Origin of the sequence: Actinoplanes octamycinicus (assembly GCF_014205225.1) — a bacterium.
Lineage (GTDB): Bacteria > Actinomycetota > Actinomycetes > Mycobacteriales > Micromonosporaceae > Actinoplanes > Actinoplanes octamycinicus.
In genome coordinates, this window is sequence record NZ_JACHNB010000001.1 from 9,999,618 (window position 1) to 10,025,572 (window position 25,955).

The following is a 25,955-nucleotide window of genomic DNA, read 5'->3' on the forward strand; positions in this document are numbered from 1 at the left end:
ATGGCCGACCTCCACCGTCCAGCCTAGGTGCACGAAAGGGCTGAAAGCGGCAATTCGCCCTACAGATTTCCTGGTGGGCGGCGCGCGCCGGCCGAACAACGGGCGGCCGGACTCCCCGGGCGCATCCGGGGTCGCCGTGCGGCCGCCGGCCGGCAGCGGGGCGCCGCCCCAGCACGATTTCGCTTTCGATGGGAAACGACCACCCGCGCACCGGTCGTGCCACCGAATAACCATTCCGCCCGGGGTCACCGGCCGGGTGGATTGGGCGCCTTTCCTCCTTAATGACTCGGTGGTAGGCACGTTTGGCCTGGCCCAGGGCCCGGACGGAAGCGCAGGCGGACGCCTGAGCGCCCGGTTCGCCCGGGGATGGCGATTAGTTCGGGAACGGCACGGGCATCACCGCTGACCACATAGAAAACAATAGAAGTTTCATTTCGATAACATGAATTCCGTCTATCGAATCGATATCTCTACAGTCGCGTCACGCGCGCCGCCGGCCGCGGAAAAGGCATGGCGAAGGGAACACCCGTGGGTAAGAAGAAGTCCACTCTGGTCGAGGACGTCGCGCCGGTCGAGGAGACCGTCGCGGTGGAGGAGACCGTCGAGGCGGCGCCGGCGGAGCCGAAGAAGTCCAAGAAGGACAAGAAGGCGAAGAAGGCCGCGGCGGCCCCCGCCGAGGAGCCGGCCGCCGAAGAGGCGGCCGCTGCGGAGCCGGCTGAGGAGGCCCCGGCCGAGGAGCCGGCCGCTGAGGAGGCCCCGGCTGAGGAGGCCGTCGCCGAGGAGGCCCCGAAGAAGGCGAAGAAGTCCAAGAAGAAGTGACGCCGCCGGGCCGTCGCGCACCCCGCGCGGCGGCCCGTCCCGTACCGAAAAAGGGTGTTAAAGACGCTCGTAGCGGAGGTCGGCGATCGGGCGGCCGGCAGCCGCGCCGCGGCGCTCGAACTTGGTCTCCGGGCGGGCGTGCGGGGTCGGCGGCAGGCGGCGCAGGCCCGGATCGGCGTCCAGGGTCGCGGCCATCGCCTCGGCATAGTCCGGCCAGTCGGTGGCGCAGTGCAGCACCCCGCCCGGCCGCAGGCGGTCGCGGAGCAGGGCGACGCTCGCCGGCTGGATCAGGCGGCGCTTGTGGTGCCGGGCCTTCGGCCACGGGTCCGGGAAGAAGACGTGCACCGCGGCCAGCGCGCCCGGCGCCAGGCGGTGCACCAGCTGCATGGCGTCGCCCTCGGCCACCCGCACGTTGGTCAGGCCCCGCTCGCCGACCAGGGCCAGCAGGTTGCCGATGCCCGGGGTGTGCACCTCGACGCCCAGGTAGTCGCGGTCCGGGTCGGCGGCGGCCATCGCGGCGGTCGCGTCACCCATCCCGAAGCCGATCTCGAGAACCCTGGGCGCCTCCCGGCCGAACAGCTCTCCCAGGTCGAGCGGGGTGCGGTCGCCGTCGACGACGGTGAACCCGAAGCGGGGCCAGAGGGCGGCGTGCGCGTCGGCGTGCCGGGTGCTCATCCGGCCGCGGCGCGGGTGGAAGGTCCGGATCGGCCGAGCGTCGGGGCTGGCGGTGTCGGTGATGGCGGCGCTGGTCGCGGGCACGGCGGTGTCAGTCATGGCGGCGCCAACGATACGTCAGCGGGGGCGGACCGACGGCTGCGAGCCGGGGCGCAGCGGGGTCCGGGCGCCGGTCGCCAGGTCCACCGAGATGATCCACGAGCCGTTCCGGTACTGGCCGGTGACCAGGGCGTGGGTGGCGTCCCGGTAGCTGGGCTCGCGGTCCAGCGGGGCACCCACGGTGCGCTTCCTGCCGGTCTTGAGGTCCAGCTCGGTGACGTGCAGCGGCTCGTTCTGCGCGGCGGTCTCGCCCTCCTGGTACGCCGTGAAGGCCAGCCGGGTGCCGTCCGGGCGCCAGGCCGGGAGCACCGCGAATCCCCGGTTCTGCAGGCTGCCGCCACCGTAGGCGGCGACCATCCGCTCCGCGCCGGAGCTGATCGTGCCGATGCTCATGCAGGCGTCGTAGACCGCGTCGCACTCGCCGCCCCGGTAGGCGATCTGCTTGCCGTCCGGCGACCAGGCCACCGCGTCGTCGGCCCGCAGCCGCTCGGTGAGCACCCCGGTCGCGGCCTGCGGCTGCTCCGGCTCGGGCAGCTCCTCGCCCCGGCAGTCCCGGGGGAAGAGCACCTCGGGCTGGGCGGCCGCGCCGCTCGCCGGGATCCGGTAGACGCCCGGGCCGCCGGTGCAGGAGAGCGACCCGAAGGCCAGCCACTTGCCGTCCGGTGACCAGGACGGGCCGGCCGCCGCCCGGGTGGTCAGCCGGCGCTGCCCGGTGCCGTCCGCTTTCATGGTCCACAGCTGGCCGCCCTTGAGCACGGCGAGCTGCTTGCCGTCCGGCGACCACCGGGGGCGGGAGTATCCGCCCCCGGTGGTGAGCCGCTTCTCGGCCGGTCCGGTGCTGACGTAGACGTCACCGGCGCGGACGTAGGCCACCGGGTCCGGCGCCGCGGGCGCCGGGGTGAGGGCCAAACCGACCAGTAGTGCCGCCGTCGTGATCATGGCTGACCGCCCCCCGATGGTCCCTGCCTGCGCTTACGTCCTGCACCATCGTCGCAACCGGCCGACAACTTAAGAGGTTGGGTGCACTACCGCCGCCGAACCGCTCCCCCGCCGCACCGGCTCGGCCACGGCGATCTGGCCGCCGTGCCGGGTGAACTCGATCGCGGTGGCCGCCCCGATCTCCGGGGCGTCCGGGCCGAAGACGTGGCCGAGCGCGGTGAGCTGCGGCCCGTACGTCGTGTGGAAGGCCGGCTCGGCCTGGATCCCGGCGGTGTTGCGCTGCGCGGCGCGCGGCGCGGCGAGCGCCTGCGGCAGGGTCAGCCCCAGCTCCAGCCGGCCGTAGATGATCTGCAGCACGGTGGTGATGATCGTCGAGCCGCCGGGCGCGCCGACCGCCAGGAACGGCTTGCCGTCCTTGAGCACGATCGTCGGCGACATCGAGCTGCGCGGCCGCTTGCCCGGACCGGGCAGGTTCGGGTCGTCGAAGGCGCCCTGGGTGCCGGTGAAGTTGAAGTCGGTCAGCTCGTTGTTGAGCATGAAGCCACGGCCGGGGACGACCATCCCGTTGCCGCCGAACTGCTCCAGGGTCAGCGTGTACTCGACGACGTTGCCCCACTTGTCGGCGACGGTCAGGTTGGTGGTGCTCATCCCGTTGTCCGGGGTCGCCGCCGTGGTCGCCGGGGTGCAGCTGGACGGGCCGGGGGCCACCGGCTTCACCAGCGCCTTGTCCGGATCGATCTGACACGCGCGGCCGGCTGCCCACTTGTCGGAGATGAGCTTGCGCAGCGTCGACGGAGGTGTGTAGGCGCCGACGTAACGGCCCCGGTCCGCGAAGGAGAGCGCGGAGGCCTCCAGGTAGTAGTGCAGCTTCTCGACCGTCGACGCCGAGTCGATCGGGGACGCCTCGAGGATGTTCAGCGCCTCCCCGACCGCGGTGCCACCGCTGGACGGGGTCGACATGCCGTAGACGGTCAGTCCCTCGTAGTCCGACCTGGTGGGCGCGGGGTGCCGCACCCGGTACGCGGCAAGGTCCTTGGCGGTCAGCTGACCCGGGCGGATCGGATGGGCCCACGGCGAGGTGGGACTCTCCGAAACCTGCGGATCCCGCACCGTGGCGAGCAGGTCCCGGCCCACCTCGCCGCGGTAGAAGACCCCGGTCCCCCGCTTCGCGATCAGCCGATAGGTGTCGGCCAGGTCCGGGTTCCGGATCGTGGTGCCCACCGCCGGCGGCGCGCCGCCCGGCAGGTACAGCGCCTTCGTCGCGTCGAACTGCCCGAAGGCGGCCGCGTTGTCGGTCACCTGCCGCCGGAACTCGGCGTCCACCGTGTACCCCCGGTCGGCCACCCGGGCGGCGTCGGTCAGCGCGCTGGACAACGACCGCGTCCCCCACTGCCGGGCCGCCGACTCCCAGGTCGCCAGCGTGCCGGGCACCCCGACCGACAGGCCGCTGACCCGGGCCTCGTCGAACCCGTACGGCTGCCCGGTCGCCGGGTTGATGAAGTACGTCGAGGTCATCGTCGCCGGGCCGGTCTCCCGCCCGTCGATGGTGTGGACCTGGCGCCGGCGCGCGTCGTAGTAGACGAAGAACCCGCCGCCGCCGATCCCGGAGGCGAACGGCTCGGTCACGCCGAGGGTGGCGGCGGCCGCGACCGCGGCGTCCACCGCGTTGCCGCCCCGGCGCAGCACCTCGAGCCCGGCCGCGGTGGCGTCGGCGTCCACCGTGGCGATCGCCCCGCCGTACCCCCGCGCGGTCGGCGTCTTCGGCGTGGCGGCCGCCGCGGCCGGGGTGGCGAACCCCAGGGTGGTCAGGGAAAGCGCCGCTAGTGCTGATAGGAACCGCATCGGCCCTCCAGACAGGACAGTGTCGGTTGTCAATCCCTGCCTACCGCTGAAGGCGGCCGGGCACAACCGCTACAACGATCACCCGACACCGAACGGTTCGGGTTCCACCGCCGGGCAGCTGGCGCCGGCCGCCGGCAGGGTCAGGTCGATCAGGTAGCGCTCGACCGCGGTCTTCACACAGGGGCTGTGCGAGTACGCGATGTGCCCCCAGCCCTGGTAGGTCAGCAGGCGCGCGTTCGGCCCGAGCTGCGCCGCCACCTGCCGCGCCCAGGCGTGCCCGGTGGCCGGGTCGTGCAGCGCGTTGACCAGCAGCATCGGCAGCTTCGCCGGGGACAGCACACGCTGCGGGCTGGCCGGCGGCACCGGCCAGCCGACGCAGCCGGCGGCCGCGGACAGGGCCAGCGGCGAGGCCCGGACCTGCGGCGCGAGGGCCGCCAGGACATCAAGACGTCTCCGGTACGCGGTGAAGTCCCCGACCGGCAGCGCCCAGTCCCCGCAGAACACCGCCGGGAAGCTGTTCGGGGTCAGGTCGATCGGCGGCACGTCCCGGCCCCGTCGCCCGGCCGCCGCCGCGGGCTGGGCGGCGTCCTGCAGGTAGTGCGCGAAGGAGAACCACTGCGGGTCGTAGAACGCGCTGAACGCCGCCGAGATCAGCTCCCAGACGCCGAGCTTGGCCGGCGGGTCGTACGGATCCTCCAGGGTCCCGGCCGCGGCCCGGGCCATCAGCGTTCCCCAGAGTCGCGGGATGTCCTGGCCGCGCAGCACGCAGCGGGCATCCCGGGCGCACCACTTGACGAACTCGTTGAACGAGTCCTGCACCGCGGCGGTCTCCTGGGCCAGGAAGGTGTCCACGTCCACGCTGTGGTCCATCACCGAGTCCAGCACCACGGCGCGCAGCGTGCCCGGGTAGGTCTCGCCGTAGAGCTCGCCGATCAGCGAGCCGTAGGACGCGCCCAGGATGCTGATCCGCGGTTCGCCGAGCGCGACCCGCAGCGCCTCCACGTCCCGGACCACGCTGCCGGTGTCGGCGTGCTCGACCACCGGCCCGCTGCGGGCGGTGCAGTCGGCGGCCAGCTTGCGGTTGTACTCGGCCAGCGCGCGGAACGCCGCCTCGTCCGGGACCAGCGGCGACGGCTTCGCGTCGACCAGGGCCTGGGAGCAGAGCACCGGCGCGCTGCGGCCCACCCCGCGCGGGTCGAGCCCGATGATGTCGAACCGGCGGCGCAGCTCCGGGGTGAACAGCTCGCCGTCCAGGGCCATGTTGACCGCCGAGCCGCCGGGGCCGCCCGGGTTCACGATCAGCACGCCGATCCGCCGCGCCGGGTCGGTCGCCTGCCGCCGGGCCATCTGCAGCTCGATGGTCGGCCCGTACGGATCACCCCAGTCCGCCGGCACCCGCATCACGCCGCACTGCACCTGCTCGTCCTCGGGGCAGACCTTCCAGCTGACCGGCCCGGCCGCGGTGGCCGGCCGGACGAACCCGAGAACGGTGGCCAGGGTGAGGATCGCGGCCATGACCGGCCGTCGCAGCGCTCGCAAAACCCACATCTCCGCCCTGCGCGGCGGGACTCGGCCGCGCGGCACCATCTTCGGTCGCACTCAGGCAACGATTCTGGAGAATGCCCGTTATTGCATCGTATGGGGCATTTCTCGGTGAAATCGGCGTGGCAGGGTGGGACCATGCCGACCACACGCCTGGCCATCGCCGCCGTCGGAGCCGTCGGGGCCGTCCTGCTGACCGCCTGCTCGGCCGAGGAGTCCGCCGCCCCGCCGCTAGTCGATCCGGTCCCGTCGGTGTCGGCGCCCGCGCCGTCGACGGAGACGAGGAAGGGCCCGGATCTGACCGCCACCCCGGAGACCGTGGCGACCGGGATCCAGGTGCCCTGGGGGCTGGCGTTCCCCGGCGACGGCAGCGCGCTGGTCGCCGAGCGCCAGACCGGCGACGTCTACCGGATCGAGCCCGGCGCGGCGAAGAAGAAGGTGTTCACCGTGCCCGGCGTGCGGGCGGGCGGCGAGGGTGGCCTGCTCGGCCTGGCCGTGCGGGGCGACTGGGTCTACGCGTACTTCACCGGCGACGACGACAACCGGATCGTCCGCTTCAGGCTCGCCGGCGGCACCCCCGAGGTGATCTTCAAGGGGCTGGACCGCGGGTCGCGGCACAACGGCGGGCGGATCGCCTTCGGCCCGGACGGGATGCTCTACGTGGGCACCGGCGACGCCGGCGACGAGCCGCAGTCGCAGGACCGCGACGACCCGAACGGGAAGATCCTGCGGCTCACCCCGACCGGCCAGGCGGCGCCGGGCAACCCGTTCCCGGGCTCGCCGGTCTGGAGCCTCGGCCACCGGAACGTGCAGGGCCTGGCCTGGGACGCGCAGGGCCGGATGTACGGCATCGAGTTCGGCCAGGACACCTGGGACGAGGTGAACATCATCCAGCCGGGGAAGAACTACGGCTGGCCGGAGGTGGAGGGCAAGGCCGGCGACGCGAAGTACACCGACCCGATCGTGCAGTGGCGCACCGACGAGGCGTCGCCCAGCGGGGCGGCGGTCGCCGGCGACACGCTCTACGTCGCGGCCCTCAAGGGCGAGCGACTGTGGACCGTCCCGCTGACCGGCGGGACCGCGCGGGCCGAGCTGACCGGGAAGTACGGCCGGCTCCGCACGGTCGCCGTGGCCGCCGACGGTTCGCTGTGGCTGACCACCTCGAACACCGACGGCCGCGGCGACCCGCGGGACTCCGACGACCGGGTGCTGCGCTTCCCGCCCCTACCTGGGGGGTAGCTCCGGCAGGGCGGATATCGCTTTGGCGTAAATCGCCATCTGCTTGGCGTTGGGCACCACACCGTAGACCCGCAGCTGGTCCTGGAGGGCTTGTTTGACCTGGTCCTCGGACTGACCGCGGTGGGTCGTGGCGACCCGGTTGACGACGTAGTCGACCCGGAGCTGCGCCTGCCAGCCAGCTGCGCGCTGGCCGCCGGATCTGCCGAGGCTGCTGATTGAGGCGAGGGGTTCCATGCCCCGGTTATCGGTCGCACAGGTAGCTGTCTTGAAGATATGCGGACCCTGTGCACCACGATGGCAACCGGGGCACACCACTGCGGACATCAGGCCGGCGGGGCGTCCGTTCCGCCGGGCTGCTCCTCGGGCTGCTCGGCGACCGGTTTCGGCGGGTTCAGCCGCAGCCAGAGCAGCATCAGCCCGCCCAGGGCGAGCATCGCCAGCCCCATCCACAGGTTGATCCGCACACCCTGCGCCTTGTCGATCTCCTCCGGGCTGTCGAAGAGCCCGATCACCGTGACGATCACTCCGTAGACGACGAACATGCCGCCGATGACCGCGCGTACGTCGAAGAGCCGGGACTTGTCAGGCATGTCAACCTCACCAGAAGGGGACGTAGAGGAGGGCGGCCAGGATCAGCGCGACGGTGCCGAGCACCACCGGGTTGCGCCACCAGACCTTCTCGCCGGTGATCACCACGTCGGCGCCGGTGCTCGGGCCGGCCAGGCCGTAGACCAGGCCGCGCAGCTCGTTCTCCGGCTTGCTCGGGGTGAACGGGGTGACGATCCCGGCCACCACCACGGCCACCACGAACGCGGCGCCGGCACCCCAGAAGCTCTCCTCCAGGTCGGAGTTGAACTTGAGTGTCTCGGTCAGGTGCAGGACGTAGAGCGTGAGCGAGGCGAGGAAGCCGAGCAGCAGCGACCAGAAGCCGGCCCAGGCGGACATCCGCTTCCAGAACATGCCGACGATGAAGGTGGCGAACAGCGGCGCGTTGAACAGCGAGAACAGCGCCTGGATGTAGTTCATGATGTTGTTGAAGTCGGCCGCGATGAACGCGGTGCCGATCCCGATCAGCACGCCGACGATCGTGGCGATCCGGCCGACCCGCAAGTAGTACCCGTCCGGGCGGTCCTTGCGGATGTAGGACTGCCAGATGTCGTAGGTGAAGACGGTGTTGAAGCCGCTCACGTTGGCCGCCATGCCGGCCATGAACGAGGCGACCAGACCGGTCACCGCCACCCCGAGCACGCCGTTCGGCAGCAGGTCGCGCATCAGCAGCGGGATCGCGTAGTCGTACTTCAGGGCACCCTCGTCGGCGCCCAGCCCCTGCACGGTGACCAGGGCGATCAGGCCGGGGATCACGGTGACCACCGGGATCAGCAGCTTCGGAAAGGCGCCGATGATCGGCGTACGCCGGGCCGCGTTCATGTCCTTGGCACTCAGCGCCCGCTGCACCTCGGCGAAGTTGGTGGTCCAGTACCCGAAGGACAGCACGAAGCCGAGACCGAAGACGATGCCGATCCAGCTGGCGCCGAGCGGGTTGTCGGTGCTGCCGGTGTTCGAGAAGGTGTGCAGCGCGGCGTCACCCAGTTCGCTGCTCTGCACCTTGTCCACCAGCCCGTTCCAGCCGCCGACCTTGACCAGGCCGATGATGGTGATCGGGAGCAGCCCGGCGAGGATCACGAAGAACTGCAGCACCTCGTTGTAGATCGCCGAGGAGAGCCCGCCGAGGGTGATGTAGCCGAGCACGATCGCGGCGCCGATCACGATGGAGAGCCAGAGCGGCCAGCCGAGCAGGGCCTGCAGGATCAGTGCCAGGGCGTAGAGGTTGACGCCGGCGATCAGCACCTGGGCCACCGCGAAACTGACCGCGTTGAACAGGTGGGTCGGCCGGTTGAACCGCAGCCGCAGGAACTCCGGGACGCTGCGCACCTTGGAGCCGTAGTAGAAGGGCATCATCACGATGCCGAGGAAGACCATCGCCGGGACCGCGCCGACCCAGTAGTAGTGCAGGGTCATCATGCCGTACTGGGCGCCGTTGGCAGCCATCCCGATGATCTCGAGGGCGCCCAGGTTCGCCGAGATGAAGGCGAGACCGGTCACCCAGGCCGGCATCGACCGGCCGGAGAGGAAGAAGTCGGCGCTGTTGCGGATCGCCCGCCGGGCCGCGAAGCCGACGCCAAGAACAGTGACGAAGTAGATCGCCAGAATCAGATAGTCGACGAAATCCACGTCGAGCCGGAGACCGCTCACGGGCCCACCTCCCATGTCGGCCCGGGACTACCCGAATCGAAGATCTTTCACACTCGCTGGGTGAGCAGCGTCTCCAGTCCGTCGAGGATGCGCTCCAGCCCGAAGGAAAAGGCCTGGTCCTGTCCACCCTGGGCGGCCATGTCGGCGAGCGCCGCGGTGACCGCCGGGAAGCGGGCGGCATGCTCGGTCAGCGCGGTGATCATGCTGGACTCGTCGGGCTGCACGGCGAGCGCCCGAGCCTGCCCGGCGAGGACCGCGACGGTGTCCATCCGCTCGGCTCCGGTCAGCCCGGCCGGCAGCGCGGCCAGGGCCACCTCCATCCAGCCGATCTCGTGGGGGCCGACCGGACGCTTCCCGGTCGACGCCTCCAGCGCCCAGGGGTGAGCGACGAACACCGACAGCAGGCGATCAGCCCAGACGGTCAGCGCGTCGCGCCAGCCCTCCGAGGGCAGCACCGGAGGGGCACCCATCGCCCGCTCCAGCATCACCGCGACCAGTTCCGTTTTGCCGGGTAGATACCGATATAAGGCCATCTTGGTGTATCCGAGATCGGTGGCCACCCGCTGCATCGACACCGCGGCCAGCCCCTCAGCGTCGGCCACCGCGATCGCCGCGTCCGCGATCGCCTCCAAGGTCAGCGCCGGCTTGGGCCCACGCCGGCCACCGGCTCGCTCCTGCCAGAGGAAATCCATCTTGCCCTCCCCTCGAACTGCGTCTACCGTACACAGAAATAACTGAGTCCGATGGACACAGTTTCACGGAGGGAACCACCATGGACGTCCTGATCTCCGGCGCGAGCATCGCCGGCCCCGCCCTCGCCCACTGGCTGGCCCGCGCCGGCCACCGCCCGACGATCGTCGAGGTCGCCCCGCGGCTGCGCACCGGCGGCCAAGCCGTCGACTTCCGCGGCGACCTGCACATGGGCATCCTCGACAAGATGGGCGTGCTACCCGCGCTGCGCGAGGTGCAGACCCACGGCAAGGCGATGCGGTTCGTCGACGAGCACGGCGAGCGGCAGATGGAGTGGCCGGCCGAGATGGCCGGCGGCGACCTGGAGGTGTTCCGCGGCGACCTGGCCCGGATCCTCTGCGACGCGTCCGACAGCACCGAGTACCTGTTCGGCGACCGGATCGCCGCGATGGACGAGACCCCGGACGGCGTCGACGTCACCTTCGCCTCCGGCCGGCAGCGCACCTTCGACCTGGTGGTCGGCGCCGACGGGGTGCACTCCGGGGTGCGCCGGCTGGCCTTCGGGCCGGACGAGCAGTTCGTCAAGCACCTCGGCTACTACGTCGCCACCTGGGCCATCCCGAACGAGTGGGGGCTCACCCCGGACCACCGCTGGCACAGCGCACCCGGCCGGATGATCGGGGTCAGCGGCAACCACCGCGATCCGGGCGCGGCCGACGTGCTGGCGATGTTCGCCTCCCCGCGGCTGCGCTACGACCGCCACGACCCGGAGGCGCAGAAGGCGATCCTGCGCGACCGGCTCGGCGGGATGGGCTGGCTCGCGCCGCGCTTCCTGGCCGAGCTGGACGAGGTCGACGACCTCTATTTCGACCAGATCTGCCGGGTCGACGCCCCAGAGTGGTCCCGCGGCCGGATCGCCCTGCTCGGCGACGCGGCCTGCGGCGCCACCATCGGCGGCCAGGGCACCGGCACCGCGGTGGTCTGCGCCTACGTGCTGGCCGGCGAGCTGGCCGCGGCCGGCGGCGACCACCGCGTCGCCTTCCCGAGCTACGTGCAGCGGATCGCCAAGTTCGCCCGCGGCACCCAGAAGGGCGGCGACACCACGGGCCGGTTCATGGCCCCGAAGACCGACCGGGGCATCCGGATGCGCAACTACCTCAACAACCAGAAGTGGTTTCTCAATCTCACCTTCAAGATCGCCTCGGGCCGCAGCACCAACCTGCGGCTCCCCGACTACCCGGTTTGAGGACAGGACCGCTTTCCGGTACGCCGCAAGGCCCGCCGTGGTCCGGACCGCGGCGCGCGCCCACTCCCGGCTGGGTGTCAGGGGTGTCTCAACGGCGTTGAGACACCCCTGACACCCAGCCCACAACCGCGAGGCGCGTTGCGGTCCGGACCACGGCGCGCCTCGCGGTCTGACGGACTGTCAGCGCAGGGCGGCGACCGCCTCCGGGGTCACCTCGGTGACCGCCTCGACCACCAGCGACGCCTGGGCGAGCGCGTCCGGGGCGGCCGGATAGACACCGTGCGGGACGGCGATCACCGCGAGACCGGCCGCCCCGGCCGCGCGCAGGCCGTTGCTGGAGTCCTCGACCGCGGCGCACACCTGCGGGGTCAGGCCCAGCTTGGCGACCGCGGTCAGGTAGACGTCCGGCGCCGGCTTGCCCCGGGCCACCTCCTCGGTGGAGAGCGTCACCTCGAACTCGCCGGTCAGCCCGGCAGTCGCCAGCACCTGGTCGATCAGGACCCGGGCGGACGAGCTGGCCAGCGCGAGACGGTACCGCTCGCCGAGCGCCCGGACCGTCTCCACCGCGCCCGGGATCAGCGGCAGCGACTCCCGGTACCGCCCGGCCATCCGGGTCAGCACGTCCTCGGCGACCCGCGCCGGCGGCAGCGGGACGCCGACCTCCTCGGCCAGGTGGGTGGACCACTCGACGGTGCTCATCCCCATCATCCGGTCCTGGCTGTCCGGCAGGAACTCGCGGCCGTGCTCGGCCACGTAGGCCCGGCGGACCTCCTCCCACACCTCCTCGGTGTCGATGATCACGCCGTCCAGGTCGAAGACGACCGCCTCGATGCTCACCGTGCCTCCGCCGCGGGGATGTCCGGCCGGCTGATGGTCGAGATGTGGAGCCCCAGGTTCATCACGGGACAAAACACTACCTTCAAACCCTATTTGTACGGACGGTGACGGCCGCTGAGATGATCACGATCCACCGGTCGGGCGAGTTGCCAGTCGGTTGCCGGCCGGTAGCGTGCGGCGCATGCCCGTGCCGCCCCACCGCCCCTCGTCACCGTCCGTGAGCGTCGTGATCCCCGCCGGAACGGCCGCCCTGCCGGTCCTGCTCGCCGCGCTGCCCGCCACGGCCGAGGTGATCGTGGTGGCCGCCCGGGACGACGACACCACCGCGGCCGCGGTGCCGCCCGCCGTCCGGGTGGTCCGGCAGACCCGCGACGGCGTCGGCAACGCGCTGGCCTGCGGTGTCGCCGAGAGCACCGGCGACGTCGTGGTCACCCTGGCCGGCGACGGCTCGTGCGACCCGGCCGAGATCCCCCGGCTCCTGCAGGCGCTGCGCGACGGCGCCGACGTGGCGCAGGGCTCGCGGTTCCGCGACGGCGGGCGCGACCTGTCCGGCGGCCGGTTCGCCCGGATCGGGGCACGCGTGCTGCTCTGGCTGATGGCGGTGCTATTCGGCTGCCGGCGTACCGACCCGGGCTTCGGGTTCCGGGCGTTCTGGCGGGACGTGGCCGGCTCGGTCGGGCTGCCCCGGGTGTCCGGGATCGACCCGGTGCGCGGCGACGGCGCCGAGATCGAGCCGCTGCTGACCGTGCGGGCCGCGGCGAACGGGCTGTTCGTGACCGAGGTGCCGGCGGTGGCGTACCCGCGGACCACGCCGGCGACCCGGCCGGGGGTGCTGCCGGCGGTGTGGGCGCTGGCCGGGGAGCATGTCGACCGGCGGCGGGCGGCGCGCGGAGGCGAGGCGGAGAGCATCGTGGTGCTGACCGGGCGGACGGCTCCCGCGGCTTCGGCGGCTTCGGCGGCTGTGCCCGGGGTGCTCGGACGGACCGGGACCGACACCCGGCTGATCAACGCGGGTGGGCTGGGCGGCGGCGCGGACCGGAGGCCGGCCGGGGACGAGCCCGGGGCCCGGTGGCCGGCGACCAACCCGCGGGGCGGGCGCCTGCCGGAGCCCGGGGTGGACCGGCGGCAGGGTCCGCGGCGGGCCGGCGGCTCCGCCTCCGGGCTGTCGTTCGGCTCGCCGGGTATTTCGGGCGGGCGGGTGGTCGGCTCGGCGGGTGCTTCGGGCGGGTTGTCGTTCGGCTCGGCGGGCGCTTCCAACGGGCAGGCGGGCGGCGACGGTGCCACGGCGCGACGGCCGTGGCGGGACAACGCGGGCGGGGCGGCGGCTCGCGAGGTGGGCGCCGGGCGACGGCGGATGCAGGGGCGGCCCAACCTTCGCGTGATCAATGGCGAGGGGGGCGGGGGCGGTGGGCGTACCGGGAAACTGCGGGCCGTGCCGCGGCCGGACCTGAACGAATAAGCGACGAAGCACCGCCCGGACCGTGCCGGGCGGCGCTTCGCGGAATTCTGCTGGGGTTTTCGGGCCCCCCGGGTTCAGTAGCTTACGCCTGGGCTCGGTTGCGGAGGCGGGGCAGGATCTCGGTCGAGTAGAGGCGCAGGAAGCGTTCCTGGTCCGGGCCCGGGGCGTGGAAGACCAGGTGCTTGAAGCCCATGTCCAGGTACTCGGTGACCTTGGCGGCGTGCTCGTCCGGGTCGGAGGAGACGATCCAGCGGGTGGCGGTCCGCTCGACCGGCAGGGCGTCGGCCAGGCGCTGCATCTCGACCGGGTCCTCGACGCCGGTCTTCTCCTCCGGGGAGAGCGCGAGCGCGCCCCAGTAGTGGGTGTCGTTGCGGGCGCGGTCCAGGTCGTCGTCGAAGGAGACCTTGACCTCGATCATCAGGTCCAGGTCGTCGAGCTTCTTGCCACCTTTCTCGGCGCCCTCCTTGACCGCCGGCAGCAGCGTGTCGGTGTAGAGCCCGTGGCCCTTGCCGCTGGTGGTGATGAAGCCGTCGGCGATCCGGCCGGCCAGCCGGGTCGCGGCCGGGCCGGACGCGCCGATGTAGATCGGCACCGGCTGGTCCGGCTTGTCGTAGATGGTGGCGTTCTCCGTTCGGTAGAACTGCCCCTCGTAGGTCACCCGGTCCTCGGCCCACAGCTTCTGGATCAGCAGGACCGCCTCCTTGAGCCGGGCGAACCGCTCCTTGCCGTCCGGCCACCGGGTGCCGAGCAGCACCTCGTTGAGCGACTCGCCGGAGCCGACGCCGAGGATGGCGCGGCCCGGCGCGAGGCAGCCCAGAGTGGCGAAGGCCTGCGCGACCACGGCCGGGTGGTAGCGGAAGGTCGGGGTCAGCACGCTGGTGCCGACCAGGACCTTCTCGGTACGCGCGGCGAGCGCCCCGAGCCAGGGCAGCGCGGCCGGGGCGTGCCCGCCGTCGTGCCGCCACGGCTGCAGGTGATCGCTGACGAAGACCGAGTCGAAGCCCAGCTCCTCGGCGAGAATGCCGTATCTGAGCAGTTCAGCCGGAGCGAACTGCTCCGCCGACGCCTTGTACCCGAACCGAATCATGAAACCGAGCCTAACCCGCCGCGCGGTACGCCTTGCCCGCCTCGGTCGGGCTGTCGCCGTCCCGGTAGAGCCCGAAGTCGACGCTGTCCCCGACGGCGGGCAGGCCGAACCAGGCGTACCGCTCGACGAACGAGCGTTTCTCCAGGCCGGCGGTGGCGCCCTTGATGAAGGTGACCTTCTGGGCGTCGTTCGGGTACTTCGGCGAGCCGGAGAAGTTCATCAGGCCGAACTCGGTGATCCAGATCGGCTTGCCGTACCGCTGGTGCACCGCGTCGACGTAGCCGAGGAACTGGTCGACGGCGGCGGCGCTGAAGTCCGAGCCGTACCAGTGCAGGGCGATCGCGTCGACCCGCAGCCCCTTCGCCTTCGCCCCGGCCATGAACCGGTCCAGCCAGCCGCCCGCGGTGTCCCCGCCGAACGCGACCGCCGGGCTGACCAGCCGCATCCCGGTCGCCTCCAGCTGCGGCCAGGCCGCGAGGGCGTCCTCGACGCTCATGTTCGCCTGCCCGCCCATGTCCGGCTCGTTGAAGCCGAGCAGCACGTCCCCCTCGGCCTTGGCCTGCTTCAGGGTCGCGCCGGTGACGTTCTGCTTCCCCCAGATCATCGGGACGAACTCGACGCCGGCCGGGCCGGGGATCTCGTCGTTCTGCGCGGCCCAGTCGTAGTACCAGCCGGCTCCGACGTTCTTCAGGGCCGCCTTGGACCCGTCGAACTTCCAGACGCCGACACCCTTCTTGGCCGAGGCCTGCTTGGCCGGCACGGCCGGCTTCGCGGACGGGGATGCCGAGGTACGCGACGGCGCCGGCTTGCTCGTCGGGGCGATCGACGGCGGCAGTGACGGCGGCCGGCTGACCGTGGCCGGCGACGGGGCGACGACGGCCTGCGGGACGGCCGGCTCGGCCGGCTCGTTCAGCGTGTAGGCGGCCGCGGCGCCACCCCCGGCGACGGTCACCGCGAGCGCGGTGGCCAGCAGTTTCTGGGTGGCGCTCAGGCCCGCCTTGACGGCCAGGGCCTTGACCCCGCCGCCGGCGCCGGCACCCAGCCCGCCCGCGCTCAGCCCGGCGGCCAGCGACGGCGCCGGCACCACCAGGGCCATGCCGGCCAACAGCCGTTCCGCGGCGACCAGGTCCTGCCAGGCCGGCGCGCAGTGCCGGCACTCCCGGGTGTGCCGGGCGATCCGCTTGCGCCACAGCGCGTTCGGCCGGCCGTCCCACGGCTCGATCAGCACCGCCAGCTCCGGGCAGAGCGGCTGCCGGTGCAGCGCCCGGACCACCGCGCGGGCGGTCTCCAGCTGCCCCTTCATCCGCTGGATGCGGACCGCGGCGTGCTGCCGGCCCACCCCGGTGCCCTCGACGATCTCGTCGCGGGTCAGCTCGCCGGAGGCCTCCAGCCACCAGAGCGCGAGCAGCTCCCGGTTCTCCTCGTCCAGCCAGCGGGTCGCCTCGGCGGTCTCCCGGCGCTGGCCGGACAGCTCCAGCCGGGTGATCGCCAGGTCGGTGAAGTCGGCGCCCGGGTCGCGCAGGTCCGGGTCGAGCAGGGCGTGCTCGCCGGCCTGCCGGGCGCGGAACCGGTCCCGCACCTGGCGCACCGTGATCGCCACCAGCCAGGAGCGGAACGCCTCCGGCTCGCGCAGCTCGCCGAGGTTCCGCAGGACCCGGATCATCGTCTCCTGCACCACGTCGTCGACGTCCGCGTGCCCCTCCAGGGCCCGGCCCACGATGGTGTAGACCAGCGGAAGGTAACCGGCCACGAGCCGGTCGATCGCGGCCGGGTCGCCGGCGCGCGCGGCCACCACGGTGGCGGTGTCGGGTTGGTTCGCCATCTGCACTGCCCTTTCCTCCGGCGCCGGGGCGCCACAAGGGGAGACGGGCGCGAGGACCATGGATAACACGAATCGGCGACCGGGTCTCGGGCCCGGCACGGTTAACTCTCGGACCGATCGGGCACAGAAACGGCATGCGCATGTCGGTTCGGCTCAGCCTTCCCCGCGAGGTAGACAGTGTTCCCGCCGTGCGCCGGCTCCTGCGTTGCGCGTTGACGACGCTCCGAGTGGACGACCAGGCCGGCGCCGATCTGGAGATCGCCCTCACCGAGGCCTGTGCCAACGTGGTGAAACACGCCTCCGGAGCGGACGGCTACGAGGTCCGCCTGGACGTCGGCCACGATCATTGCTCGATCGACGTGGTCGACGACGGCACCGGGTTCGACCCGGCCGCCGGGACGGCGCCCGCGGCGACCAGCGAGCGCGGCCGCGGCCTGTTCCTGATCCGGGCACTGGCCGAAAACGTACGCATGCAGTCCAGCCCGCGCACCGGCTCGTTGATCCACTTCGAGAAGTCCTTCGCCTGACACGCCCTGACGGGCCGGTGCCCTGCATCCGCAGACCGTTTATTTGTCGTATAACAAATGTCGGTCCTGGAGAGGAGCACTGGTGTCCGACCACCCGGTCCCCATCGGCGCGCTGCTGCGTGCCGCGGCACCCGACCGCCTGCCCGAGGTGATCGCCGAGCATCTGCGCCGGCACTTCGCGGCCGAGCAGGTCGAGGTGCTCGTCGCCGACCTGGCGCTGCGCCAGTTCGCCCCGCTGCTCGGTCCGCCGGGGGCGGACACCGACCCGGCCGCGCTGCGCTGCCTGGGCAGCCAGCAGCCGGCCACCACCACCGGTCCGGCCGGCGCCCGGCTGCACCTGCCGCTGTCCTGCTGGGGCGAGCGGCTCGGGGTGCTGCGCGTCGACCTGCCCGGCCGGCCGGACACGGAGCAGGCCGACCAGCTGCGCCTGGTCGCCGACGAGCTGGCGGTGGCGTTGCGCGCCGCCGACCGGATGACCGACCGGTACCGCAAGGCGCAGTGCCTGCAGCGGCTGACCATGGCCGCCGAGCTGCAGTGGGACCTGCTGCCCGGCCGTTCGCTGGGCGACGAGCGGTTCCTGCTCGCCGGTCAGCTGGAGCCGGCGTACGAGGTGCGCGGCGACCACTTCGACTGGGCGCTGGCCGGCGACCGGCTCACCCTGACCGTGCTCAACGGTGCCGGCGAGGGCATGGACGCGGCGCTGCTGACCGCGACCGCGGTGAACGCGATGCGCAACGCCCGGCGCTGTGGCGCGGACCTGGTCGAGCAGGCCGAGCTCGCCTCGGACGCCCTGCACTCCCGGTACGGCGGCGGCCTGCACGCCGCCACCCTGCTGCTGGAGATCGATCTGGTCGGCGGCTGGGTGGACGCGGTCGACGCCGGGTCGCCGCACTGCATGATCGGCCGGGGCGGCGAGATCAGCCAGGTCCGGCTGGAGCAGCAGCTGCCGCTGGGCATGTTCGGCGAGGCCCGGTACGAGATCGAACGGTTCCGGCTGGAGCCGGGTGACCGGCTGCTCGTGGTCAGCGACGGGGTGCACGCGGCGGCGCCCGGCGGTGGTACCACCTTCGGGGAGTCCGCCCTGTTCACGGCGTTGCGCAGGACTAGGTTGCAACCGGCCACCGAGGCGGTCGGTACGGTGATGCGGGGTCTGCGGGAATTTCACGCCGGCTCCGAGCCGGAGGACGACGCGGTGACGGTCTGCCTGGATTGGCGCCGTTGACCGGTTTACGGCGACCTCGGGCGGGGTACACATCAGGCCTTTGAGGCTCGTGACTTCGCGACGGGAAACGCCATGGAGCACGCCACCGATGTCGCCGCGGCGATCGACACGTCGCTGGAGTCGCTGGTGGCTGTCCTGGAACGGGCCCGTCTCGCGCAGAGCCCGGCGATCCCGCCCGCGCAACTGCGGGTGCTGACCATCGTCGCGGAGAACCGGCACACCAACATGAGCCGCCTCGCCGAGGCGCTCGCCGTGGTGCCCTCCTCGGCCAGCCGGCTCTGCGACCGGCTGGAGGCGACCGGGCTGCTGCGCCGGGTGGCCGACCCGCGGGACCGGCGCGAGGTGCGGCTGCTGCTCACCGCCGCGTCCCGCCGGCTCCTGGCCGACCTGCGGGAACGCCGCCGGGAGGCGCTCGCCGAGGTGCTCGAGCGGATGCCGGTCACCGCCCGGCAGGACCTGGTCCGGGCGCTGCGCGCCTTCGAGGCGGCCGCGGCCGACGCCACCGCCGGCGACGATCTCCGGACCGCCTGATCCGCCCGCACCCCCTAGTCTGGAGCGATGCGTTTCGGCATCGTTATTCTTCCTGACCAGCGCTGGGCGGAGGCGAGCCGGCGGTGGCGGCTCGCCGAGGAGTTCGGCTTCGACCACGCCTGGACCTACGACCACCTGGGCTGGCGTGACCTGATCGACGGCCCGTGGTTCGACGCGGTGCCGACCCTCACCGCGGCCGCCACGGTCACCGAGCGGATCCGGCTGGGCACCTACGTCGCCTCGCCGAACTTCCGGCATCCGGCACACTTCGCCCGCGAGGCGATGGCCCTCGACGACATCTCGGCCGGCCGGCTGATCCTCGGGCTGGGCGCCGGCGGGATCGGCTTCGACTCGGCCGTGCTCGGCCGCCCGGAGCTGAGCCCGCGCGAGCGGGTCGACCGGTTCACCGAGTTCCTGGAGCTGTTCGACACCATCCTGCGGTCGCCGTCGACCACCTGGTCCGGGTCCTGGTTCTCGGCGGTCGACGCGCGCAGCCTCCCGGGCCCGGTGCAGCAGCCCCGGCCGCCGTTCGTGGTGGCCGCCAACGGCCCGCGCGCGCTGCGACTCGCCGCGAAGTACGGCGACGGCTGGGTCACCACCGGCCCGCAGTCCGAGACCCTCGAGGAATGGTGGCGCGCGGTGGCCGAGATCCGGGACCGATTCGAGACCACCCTGGCGGCCGCCGGCCGGGCGCCGGAATCGGTCGACCGATACCTCAATCTGGACTCGTCACCGGTCTTCTCGATGAGCAGTCTGGACGCGTTCCAGGAAGCCACCGGGCGGGCCGCCGAGCTGGGATTCACCGATGTGATCACGCACTGGCCCCGCCAGGCCAGTTGGTATGCCGGCGACGAGAAGACACTCGAAGCCGTGGCCGCGGAACTGCCCCGGCTGCGCCGAATTCTTTGACGCCGTCCGATGTGGAACGAGGTCAGCGGCCGTGCGCGGCCCGATAGGCGTTGCTGACCTCCTGCGGAATGCGGCCCCGCTCGGAGATTTTGTGCCCGTTGCGGATAGCCCACTCGCGGATCAGCCGGTTCTCGTCGCGGGAGCCGGCGGTCCGGGCCGGCGCGGCGCCCCGGGCCGGGATGCGCGCGGCGGAGCGACCCAGCCGCGTTCCCGCGTTGATGTACGGGTCCAGGGCTTTGCGCAGCTTTCCGGCATTGGCCTCGGAAAGGTCGATCGTGTAGCTGACTCCGTCGAGACTGAACTCGACGGTGCGATCCGCCTTCTTGCCGTCCAGATCGTCGATCAGGGTGGTGATTACCTGCCGCGCCATAACGACTCCCGAGAGAATTTAATCGCCCGCGCACAGTCTGGCCCCCGAACGGCATCCCGCGCAACTCCCCGGCGCGATCCGGCAATTCTTTTTTCGCCGATCGGCAGGTCCCTTATCAGAATGGGCTGTGGGTATTCGCACCGAATCCTGAGAAAGCCAGGTTGACCTCCGCCCCGGGTCTCACGTTAGGGTCGGCGCCATGCAGGACGAGCACGCCGCCTGGCTGGCGCAGCACCGGCAGGCCGTGGCCGGCCGCGCCGCCGCGCTGGAGGCCGGGCGCACCGCCGAGGCCCGGCGCGCCGCCGCGCTGCTCGAGGAGTTCGTCCGCCGCGCCGGGGAGCGCGGGCTGGTCCCGCACCCGCTCGCCGCGACCAGTTACGACGGCCGGTGGACCTACAAGACCCGGCTCCGCGGGTGGTACCTGAAGTCGAACCGGACCGTCGCCGTCGGCGAGGACGGGGAGTACTACGTGCTGACCGTCCCGGCCTCGCTCCGCGCCCGGTTCACCGGCGCCGAGCCGTCCCCGAGCATGCCCCGGCTGATCGTCGGGGCCGGCGGCGGCGACGGCGAGCCGATCCCGCTGGAGCACCTCCTGGACCGGCGGCTGGAAGCGGGAGCACGCTGGCCGTGACGGTTACCCGGATCACCGCCGCCCTGGCCTTGGTCGCCGCCCTCGTCACCGTTCCGCAAGCCGCCGCCGCGCCCGCCGCCGCCTCGCGGGCCACCGCCGCCTCGCGGACCGCCGCCGTGGCCGCCGAGATCCCCTGCCCCAAGCCGAAGATCGCCAAGCCGAGCGCGCCGCCGCGCCCGATCCCGCCGGCCGACGACCCGCTCGCCATGAAGGTCGGCGGCGACGCCCTGGCCACCCACGGCCTGATCATCCCGGCCGGCGCGAAGCAGCCGCCGGCGGTCACCGCGACCACCTGGATGGTCTCCGACCTGGACACCGGCGAGGTGCTCGGCGCCTGCGGCCCGCACGTCCACCAGACCCCGGCCAGCGTGCAGAAGACGCTGCTCGCCGCGACCGCGATCGACCGGCTCGACCCGAACCAGAAGATCAAGGTGGTGCCGAGCGACCTGGACATCGAGGTGAACAGCTCGGCGGTCGGGATCGTGGTGGGCGGCACCTACTCGATCTCCACGCTCTGGCTCGGGCTGCTGCTCAACTCCGGCAACGACGCGGCGAACGCGCTGGCCCGGATGGCCGGCGGCGGGGGCGCCGACGGCGTGGCCACCACGGTGGCCGCGATGAACGCCAAGGCCAAGGCGATCGGCGCCTTCCAGACACACGCGGTCACCCCGTCCGGACTGGACGGCAAGGGGCAGTTCACCAGCGCGTACGATCTGGCGCTGATCGCCCGGGTGTGTTTCGCCAACGCCGACTTCCGCAAATACGTGCTCACCAGGAGCGCGCAGATGCCGGCCCAGCCCGCCAAGAAGGTCAAGGGCTTCCAGTTCCAGAACGAGAACAAGCTGATCTACAACTACCCGGGCGCGATGGGCGGCAAGACCGGATTCACCACGGTGGCCCGGCACAGCTACGTCGGCGCGGCACAGCGCAACGGACGGCGGCTGGTGGTCACCCTGCTCGGCGCCGAGGCCCGGCCGATGCGCGGCTGGCAGCAGGGCGCGGCGCTGCTCGACTGGGGGTTCGCCCAGCCGGCCGGCGCCGCCGTCGGGCACCTGGTCACCCCGCAGGAGGTGGCCGCCTCGGCACAGGCGGCCGCGCCCGGCTCGGCCACCGCGGAGAAGGCCACCGCGGGCGCACCCGGGGTCAGCGCGGCGCCGGCCGGCCGGTTCAGCGGGCTGTCCGTGGTGGCGGCCGGGACGGTGGCGGTGGTGCTGACCGCGATGCCGCTCCTGCTGCTGCTCACCCAGCGGCGCCGCCGCCGGATCGGCAAACCCTAGGCCGTCGCCCCCCCCTGCCCCGCCGGGGCGGCCGGACCGGTCAGGCGGCGATCAGCCCGGCCACCCAGACGACCGCGATGCCCAGCGCGGCGGCGAACTCGACCAGCATCGACAGGCCCACCGCGGCGACCGCGCGCCGGGTCGACGGCCAGGCCTGATCCCGGCCCAGCCGGCCGGCCTCGGCCGCCCACACGCCGAGCAGGAACCCGAGCACCAGGCCGACCACCGGGACCACGAAGAAGCCGATCAGGCCGAGCACCCCGCCGGCCAGCAGGCTGGTGGTCGGCACCCCGGCGCCCTTCAGCTTCCGGCCCGGCCAGAGGTACTTGACGACCGTCCCGGTCGCGGCGATCGCCGTGGCCACCGCCAGGACCGGCCACCGCACCGCGGCGGACGCGTCCGAGAGCAGCGCCCAGAGCAACACCCCGGCCCAGCTCAGCAGCAGCCCGGGAAGCACCGGCAGGAACACGCCGAGGGCACCGGCGGCGATCACCAGCCCGGCGATCAGGTTCACCGACGTCGCGCTGTCGCTCAGGTCCATCCCCTCACCGTGCCCCGGCACACCCCCGCGGGAAACCCTCAAGCGGGCCCGCGCGCCGCCGATCGACTCCGGCAACGCGGACAGCCAGCCCGGTTCTCAAGCAACCGGGAGGCAACTGTCCGTGACCTTTTCCCGCACCTTCCGGGCTTCAAAGTTTCTCCCTGTCAGCCGGTGCCCACCCAGCCAACGGGCGCCGACAACAACCGGGGGAAACGACATGACCAGCACCGTGACGACCGCTGCCGACCTCGCCGCCGACACCGCTTCCGCCACGCCGGTGCTCACCGCCCGCGAGCAGGAGGAGCTGATCCGCGCGCACATGCCGCTCGTCGGCCACCTGGTGCGGGACATGCTCAGCCGGATCCCCAACCACATCCACCGCGACGACCTGACCAGCGCCGGCCTGCACGCCCTGGTCACCGCGGCCCGCGGCTGGGACCCGGAGCGCGGCGTGCCGTTCCACCGCTTCGCCGGCACCCGGATCCGCGGCGCCCTGCTCGACGAGCTGCGCTCGCTGGACTGGGCGACCCGCTCGGTGCGGTCCAAGGCCCGCAACACCGACACCACCCGGCAGAACCTGACCACCGCCCTGGGCCGCACGCCGACCCCGGAGGAGCTGGCCCAGGCGCTCGGCACCACCACCAGCGACCTGCACCAGACCGACACCGACGTGCAGCGCGCCACCGTCCTGTCGCTGCAGGGCTTCACCACCAGCAGCGCCGACGACCTGGTCACCGAGCGCGACCCGGGCCCGGAGGAGATGCTGCTGCGCCGCGAGCAGATCGGCTACCTGCACCACGCCATCGACTCGCTGCCGGACCGCCTGCAGACCGTGGTCACCGAGTACTTCCTGCAGGAGCGCCCGATGGCGGAGATCGCCAAGGACCTCGGCGTCACCGAGTCCCGGGTCTCCCAGCTGCGCGCCGAGGCGCTGTCGCTGCTCCGCGACGGTCTCAACACCCACCTCGACCCGGAGCTGGCCCCGAACCCGGAGAACCCGGAGAGCATCACCGCGCGCCGCCGGGCCTCCTACTACGCCACCATCGCGAACAACACCACCATGCAGAGCCGGCTGGCGATGACCAACGCGCACGGCCACACCGCCCTGGGCCGGGGCATGCGTACCGCGGCTGCCTGATTGTGCGAGCACTCCCGGAAGGGCTCGGCGTCTCCGGACGCCGAGCCCTTCCGGCATTACCGCGTTTTTTCATTAAGGTCGCAATATGGGCGAATTCGTGGTGGCACCCGCCAGCATCGACGACATGGGACTGCTCGCGGAATGGGCGACCGCCGAGGGCTGGAATCCGGGCACCGGTGACGAACGGATCTTCTTTCCGGTCGACCCCGGGGCATTTCTCGTCGGCCGCCTCGACGGGCACCCGATCACCTCGATCTCGGTGGTCCGCTATGGCGCCGGGCACGGGTTTCTCGGCTTCTACCTGACCGTTCCGGACCACCGCGGCCGGGGATACGGGCTGCGCACCTGGCAGACCGGGCTGGACCGGCTCGCCGGCCGGGTGATCGGACTCGACGGCGTGGTCGCCCAGCAGGACAACTACCGCAAATCCGGCTTCCAGCCCGCCTGGACCAACCTGCGTTTCCAGGGCGTCCCCCGGCTCGACCCGAACACGTCCGGCGCCACGCTGGTCGACGCGCGCGGCCTCAGCTTCGCCGACCTGGCCGCGTACGAGCGCCGCTTCGTCCCGGCGGACCGGGACACGTTCCTGGCCCTGTGGATCTCCGCGCCGAACCACCACGCGCTGGCCGCCCTGCAGGACGGTGCCCTGGCCGGCCTCGCCGTCCGCCGCCCCGCGGCCGAGGGCGCCCGGATCGGCCCGCTCTACGCCGCCACCCCGGAGATCGCCGCGCAGCTGCTGGACGCCCTCGCCCACGACGAGGACGACGACCGGCTGTCCGAGATCGCCCTCGACGTTCCCACCATCAACCCGGCTGCCGTGGCCCTCGCCGAACGGGCCGGCCTGACCCCGGCCTTCGAGACCGCCCGGATGTACACCACCGCCCGCCCCGACATCGACGTCTCCGGCTACTACGGGGTGGCCTGCCTGGAACTGGGCTGACGCGGTTCTCCACATTCCGGCGCCGTCCACAGGCTCGCCACACGATCAAGCCCCTCCCCGCCACAATGATCAGCGGGGGCGCCCCCAAGGGAAGGGCGGGGTCTGACGATCTTGCGTTTTGGCTGGTAGCGAATATCTGGCGGCGTACGCAGCGGATCGGTCATACATTTTTGGGATGCCTGACGCGCTCTTCGCACATCCTCGGCTGGCACTGGTCTACGACGCGTTCGACGCGGACCGCGGGGATCTTACGGCTTACCTACGGATGGTGGACGAGTTCGGGGCGGGCACCGTTCTCGACGTGGGGTGCGGGACCGGCACGCTGGCCGGGTTGCTGGCCGCGCGCGGCCTCGCCGTGATCGGGGCGGATCCGGCGGCGGCGTCGCTGGGGGTGGCTCGCCGAAAACAGGAGGCGGCCGGGCAGGAACAGGAGACGCCCCGGCACGAACAGGAGACGCCCCGGCAAGAACAGGAGGCGGCCCGGCAGCAACAGCAGGCGGCCCCGCAAGAACAGGCCCGGCAGCAACAGCAGGCACCCCAGCAAGAACAGGCCCGGCAGCAACAGCAGGCACCCCAGCAAGAACAGGCCCGGCAAGAACAGCAGGCACCCCGGCAAGAACAGGCGGCCCGGCAGGAACAGCAGGCGGCCCGGCAGGGACAGGTGACGGCCCGGGGAGAACGGGAACCGGCTCGGGGGAAGGCTGCCGGTTCGCGGGTTGAGTGGCTGCACGCCGGGGCCGGGGAGTTGCCCACGGTCTGGGGTGACCGGATACCCGTCGATCTGGCGCTGATGACCGGGAACGTCGCTCAGGTCTTCGTCACCGAGGACGAGTGGGTGGCCGCGCTCCGGGGAATCCGGGCGGTGCTGCGGAGCGGGGGCCACCTGATCTTCGAGAGCCGGCGGCCGGAGTTCCGGGACTGGGAGCGGTGGCCGGCCGAGAACGTGACGACCACCCTGGACGTTCCCGGGGTGGGGGCGGTGGAGCGGCGGTTCACGCTCGGGGAGGTTCGGCTGCCGCTGGTCTCCTTTCGGTACGAGTACCGGTTCCTCGCGGACGGGGCGGTTCTGACGTCGGACTCGACGTTGTGCTTCCGGTCGCGGGAGGAGATCGAGGAGTCGCTGGCCGGGGCGGGCTTCGACGTGCTCGAGGTGCGGGACGCGCCGGACCGGCCGGGGCGGGAGAACGTCTTCGTCGCCCGGGCGGCGGGCTGAGGCGATTCACCGGTGGCGGAGAGCGGCTCGGCGGTGCTGACGGCGTACGCGAAAGGAGCGGTCGGGCGCACAGCGAGCCGTGAGCGAAGCGCGGGGAGCGCAAGCAC

26 protein-coding genes are annotated in these 25,955 nt (G+C 72.4%); 13 read left to right on the plus strand and 13 right to left on the minus strand.

The features are described from left to right. The first annotated feature begins 528 nt into the window (after positions 1–528). On the plus strand, positions 529–819 hold the full coding sequence (locus BJY16_RS45375) for a hypothetical protein (RefSeq protein ID WP_185045961.1): 291 nt from the start codon (positions 529–531) through the stop codon (positions 817–819). A 57-nt stretch (positions 820–876) separates the two neighbouring features. Here BJY16_RS45375 and trmB read toward each other — a convergent pair whose 3' ends face one another. The 4 genes from trmB to BJY16_RS45395 form a co-directional block, all read right to left on the minus strand. Further along, entirely contained in the window at positions 877–1,593 is a 717-nt protein-coding gene (gene trmB, locus BJY16_RS45380) for a tRNA (guanosine(46)-N7)-methyltransferase TrmB (protein ID WP_185045963.1), read from the minus strand. Positions 1,594–1,611: 18 nt separating this feature from the next. After that, on the minus strand, positions 1,612–2,532 hold the full coding sequence (locus BJY16_RS45385; RefSeq protein ID WP_185045966.1) for a TolB family protein: 921 nt from the start codon (positions 2,530–2,532) through the stop codon (positions 1,612–1,614). Positions 2,533–2,601: 69 nt separating this feature from the next. Continuing rightward, complete coding sequence (gene ggt / locus BJY16_RS45390; RefSeq protein ID WP_185045967.1) at positions 2,602–4,374, minus strand: gamma-glutamyltransferase; 1,773 nt, start codon at positions 4,372–4,374, stop codon at positions 2,602–2,604. Positions 4,375–4,452: 78 nt separating this feature from the next. Then, a complete protein-coding gene (locus BJY16_RS45395; protein WP_239176860.1) occupies positions 4,453–5,922 on the minus strand; it encodes an alpha/beta hydrolase in 1,470 nt (489 codons plus the stop codon). Between the two features lie 132 nt (positions 5,923–6,054). On the opposite strand from BJY16_RS45395, the gene BJY16_RS45400 reads away from it, so the two are divergent. Further along, positions 6,055–7,155, plus strand: coding sequence for a PQQ-dependent sugar dehydrogenase (locus tag BJY16_RS45400; protein ID WP_185045970.1), 1,101 nt, complete (start codon positions 6,055–6,057; stop codon positions 7,153–7,155). On the opposite strand, the gene BJY16_RS45405 is transcribed toward BJY16_RS45400, so the two are convergent. The 4 genes from BJY16_RS45405 to BJY16_RS45420 form a co-directional block, all read right to left on the minus strand. Then, a complete protein-coding gene (locus BJY16_RS45405; protein WP_185045972.1) occupies positions 7,141–7,389 on the minus strand; it encodes a hypothetical protein in 249 nt (82 codons plus the stop codon). The genes BJY16_RS45400 and BJY16_RS45405 overlap by 15 nt on opposite strands. Before the next feature lie 89 nt (positions 7,390–7,478). Next, positions 7,479–7,745 (minus strand): hypothetical protein, encoded by a 267-nt coding sequence (locus tag BJY16_RS45410; protein WP_185045974.1) that lies wholly within the window; start codon positions 7,743–7,745, stop codon positions 7,479–7,481. A 7-nt stretch (positions 7,746–7,752) separates the two neighbouring features. Further along, the gene (locus BJY16_RS45415) at positions 7,753–9,423 is read right to left on the minus strand and encodes a sodium:solute symporter family protein (protein WP_185045975.1); all 1,671 of its coding nucleotides are present in this window, start codon (positions 9,421–9,423) and stop codon (positions 7,753–7,755) included. A gap of 32 nt (positions 9,424–9,455) precedes the next feature. Beyond that, positions 9,456–10,100, minus strand: coding sequence for a TetR/AcrR family transcriptional regulator (locus BJY16_RS45420; protein ID WP_185045977.1), 645 nt, complete (start codon positions 10,098–10,100; stop codon positions 9,456–9,458). Positions 10,101–10,180: 80 nt separating this feature from the next. Here BJY16_RS45420 and BJY16_RS45425 point away from each other — a divergent pair, with 80 nt between their 5' ends. Further along, positions 10,181–11,344, plus strand: coding sequence for an FAD-dependent monooxygenase (locus BJY16_RS45425; protein ID WP_185045980.1), 1,164 nt, complete (start codon positions 10,181–10,183; stop codon positions 11,342–11,344). Between the two features lie 180 nt (positions 11,345–11,524). Here the strand turns inward: BJY16_RS45425 and BJY16_RS45430 are convergent, their stop codons facing one another. After that, complete coding sequence (locus tag BJY16_RS45430) at positions 11,525–12,181, minus strand: HAD family hydrolase (protein WP_185045982.1); 657 nt, start codon at positions 12,179–12,181, stop codon at positions 11,525–11,527. A 181-nt stretch (positions 12,182–12,362) separates the two neighbouring features. Between BJY16_RS45430 and BJY16_RS45435 the strand changes: the two genes are divergently transcribed. Continuing rightward, positions 12,363–13,640, plus strand: a complete 1,278-nt coding sequence (locus BJY16_RS45435; RefSeq protein WP_185045984.1) for a glycosyltransferase family 2 protein — start codon at positions 12,363–12,365, stop codon at positions 13,638–13,640. Between the two features lie 82 nt (positions 13,641–13,722). Here the strand turns inward: BJY16_RS45435 and fgd are convergent, their stop codons facing one another. After that, positions 13,723–14,727, minus strand: a complete 1,005-nt coding sequence (fgd, locus tag BJY16_RS45440) for a glucose-6-phosphate dehydrogenase (coenzyme-F420) (RefSeq protein ID WP_185045986.1) — start codon at positions 14,725–14,727, stop codon at positions 13,723–13,725. Positions 14,728–14,737: 10 nt separating this feature from the next. Then, positions 14,738–16,549 carry a sigma-70 family RNA polymerase sigma factor gene (locus tag BJY16_RS45445; protein ID WP_185045988.1) on the minus strand — a complete coding sequence of 604 codons (1,812 nt, stop codon included), beginning with the start codon at positions 16,547–16,549 and terminating at the stop codon, positions 14,738–14,740. A gap of 140 nt (positions 16,550–16,689) precedes the next feature. Here BJY16_RS45445 and BJY16_RS45450 point away from each other — a divergent pair, with 140 nt between their 5' ends. The 4 genes from BJY16_RS45450 to BJY16_RS45465 all read left to right on the plus strand — a co-directional run bounded on the left by BJY16_RS45450 (position 16,690) and on the right by BJY16_RS45465 (position 19,738). Then, positions 16,690–17,076 (plus strand): ATP-binding protein, encoded by a 387-nt coding sequence (locus BJY16_RS45450; protein ID WP_260419301.1) that lies wholly within the window; start codon positions 16,690–16,692, stop codon positions 17,074–17,076. Positions 17,077–17,158: 82 nt separating this feature from the next. Beyond that, positions 17,159–18,298 (plus strand): PP2C family protein-serine/threonine phosphatase, encoded by a 1,140-nt coding sequence (locus BJY16_RS45455; RefSeq protein ID WP_185045992.1) that lies wholly within the window; start codon positions 17,159–17,161, stop codon positions 18,296–18,298. 72 nt (positions 18,299–18,370) lie between these two features. Beyond that, on the plus strand, positions 18,371–18,829 hold the full coding sequence (locus BJY16_RS45460; protein ID WP_185045994.1) for a MarR family transcriptional regulator: 459 nt from the start codon (positions 18,371–18,373) through the stop codon (positions 18,827–18,829). Between the two features lie 27 nt (positions 18,830–18,856). Further along, positions 18,857–19,738 (plus strand): LLM class flavin-dependent oxidoreductase, encoded by an 882-nt coding sequence (locus BJY16_RS45465; protein ID WP_185045996.1) that lies wholly within the window; start codon positions 18,857–18,859, stop codon positions 19,736–19,738. A gap of 22 nt (positions 19,739–19,760) precedes the next feature. Here BJY16_RS45465 and BJY16_RS45470 read toward each other — a convergent pair whose 3' ends face one another. Then, the gene (locus BJY16_RS45470; RefSeq protein ID WP_185045997.1) at positions 19,761–20,108 is read right to left on the minus strand and encodes a histone-like nucleoid-structuring protein Lsr2; all 348 of its coding nucleotides are present in this window, start codon (positions 20,106–20,108) and stop codon (positions 19,761–19,763) included. 199 nt (positions 20,109–20,307) lie between these two features. On the opposite strand from BJY16_RS45470, the gene BJY16_RS45475 reads away from it, so the two are divergent. After that, positions 20,308–20,739 carry a hypothetical protein gene (locus tag BJY16_RS45475; protein WP_185045999.1) on the plus strand — a complete coding sequence of 144 codons (432 nt, stop codon included), beginning with the start codon at positions 20,308–20,310 and terminating at the stop codon, positions 20,737–20,739. Continuing rightward, positions 20,736–22,016, plus strand: coding sequence for a D-alanyl-D-alanine carboxypeptidase family protein (locus tag BJY16_RS45480; RefSeq protein WP_239176864.1), 1,281 nt, complete (start codon positions 20,736–20,738; stop codon positions 22,014–22,016). Before BJY16_RS45475 ends, BJY16_RS45480 begins: the two co-directional genes overlap by 4 nt. A gap of 40 nt (positions 22,017–22,056) precedes the next feature. Here the strand turns inward: BJY16_RS45480 and BJY16_RS45485 are convergent, their stop codons facing one another. Next, entirely contained in the window at positions 22,057–22,557 is a 501-nt protein-coding gene (locus BJY16_RS45485; protein ID WP_185046001.1) for a DUF456 domain-containing protein, read from the minus strand. A 217-nt stretch (positions 22,558–22,774) separates the two neighbouring features. Here BJY16_RS45485 and BJY16_RS45490 point away from each other — a divergent pair, with 217 nt between their 5' ends. The 3 genes from BJY16_RS45490 (at position 22,775) to BJY16_RS45500 (ending at position 25,848) form a co-directional block, all read left to right on the plus strand. Continuing rightward, the gene (locus tag BJY16_RS45490; RefSeq protein WP_185046003.1) at positions 22,775–23,695 is read left to right on the plus strand and encodes a sigma-70 family RNA polymerase sigma factor; all 921 of its coding nucleotides are present in this window, start codon (positions 22,775–22,777) and stop codon (positions 23,693–23,695) included. Positions 23,696–23,780: 85 nt separating this feature from the next. Then, a complete protein-coding gene (locus tag BJY16_RS45495) occupies positions 23,781–24,635 on the plus strand; it encodes a GNAT family N-acetyltransferase (protein ID WP_185046005.1) in 855 nt (284 codons plus the stop codon). Between the two features lie 175 nt (positions 24,636–24,810). Then, on the plus strand, positions 24,811–25,848 hold the full coding sequence (locus BJY16_RS45500; protein ID WP_185046007.1) for a class I SAM-dependent methyltransferase: 1,038 nt from the start codon (positions 24,811–24,813) through the stop codon (positions 25,846–25,848). Positions 25,849–25,955: the final 107 nt, after the last annotated feature.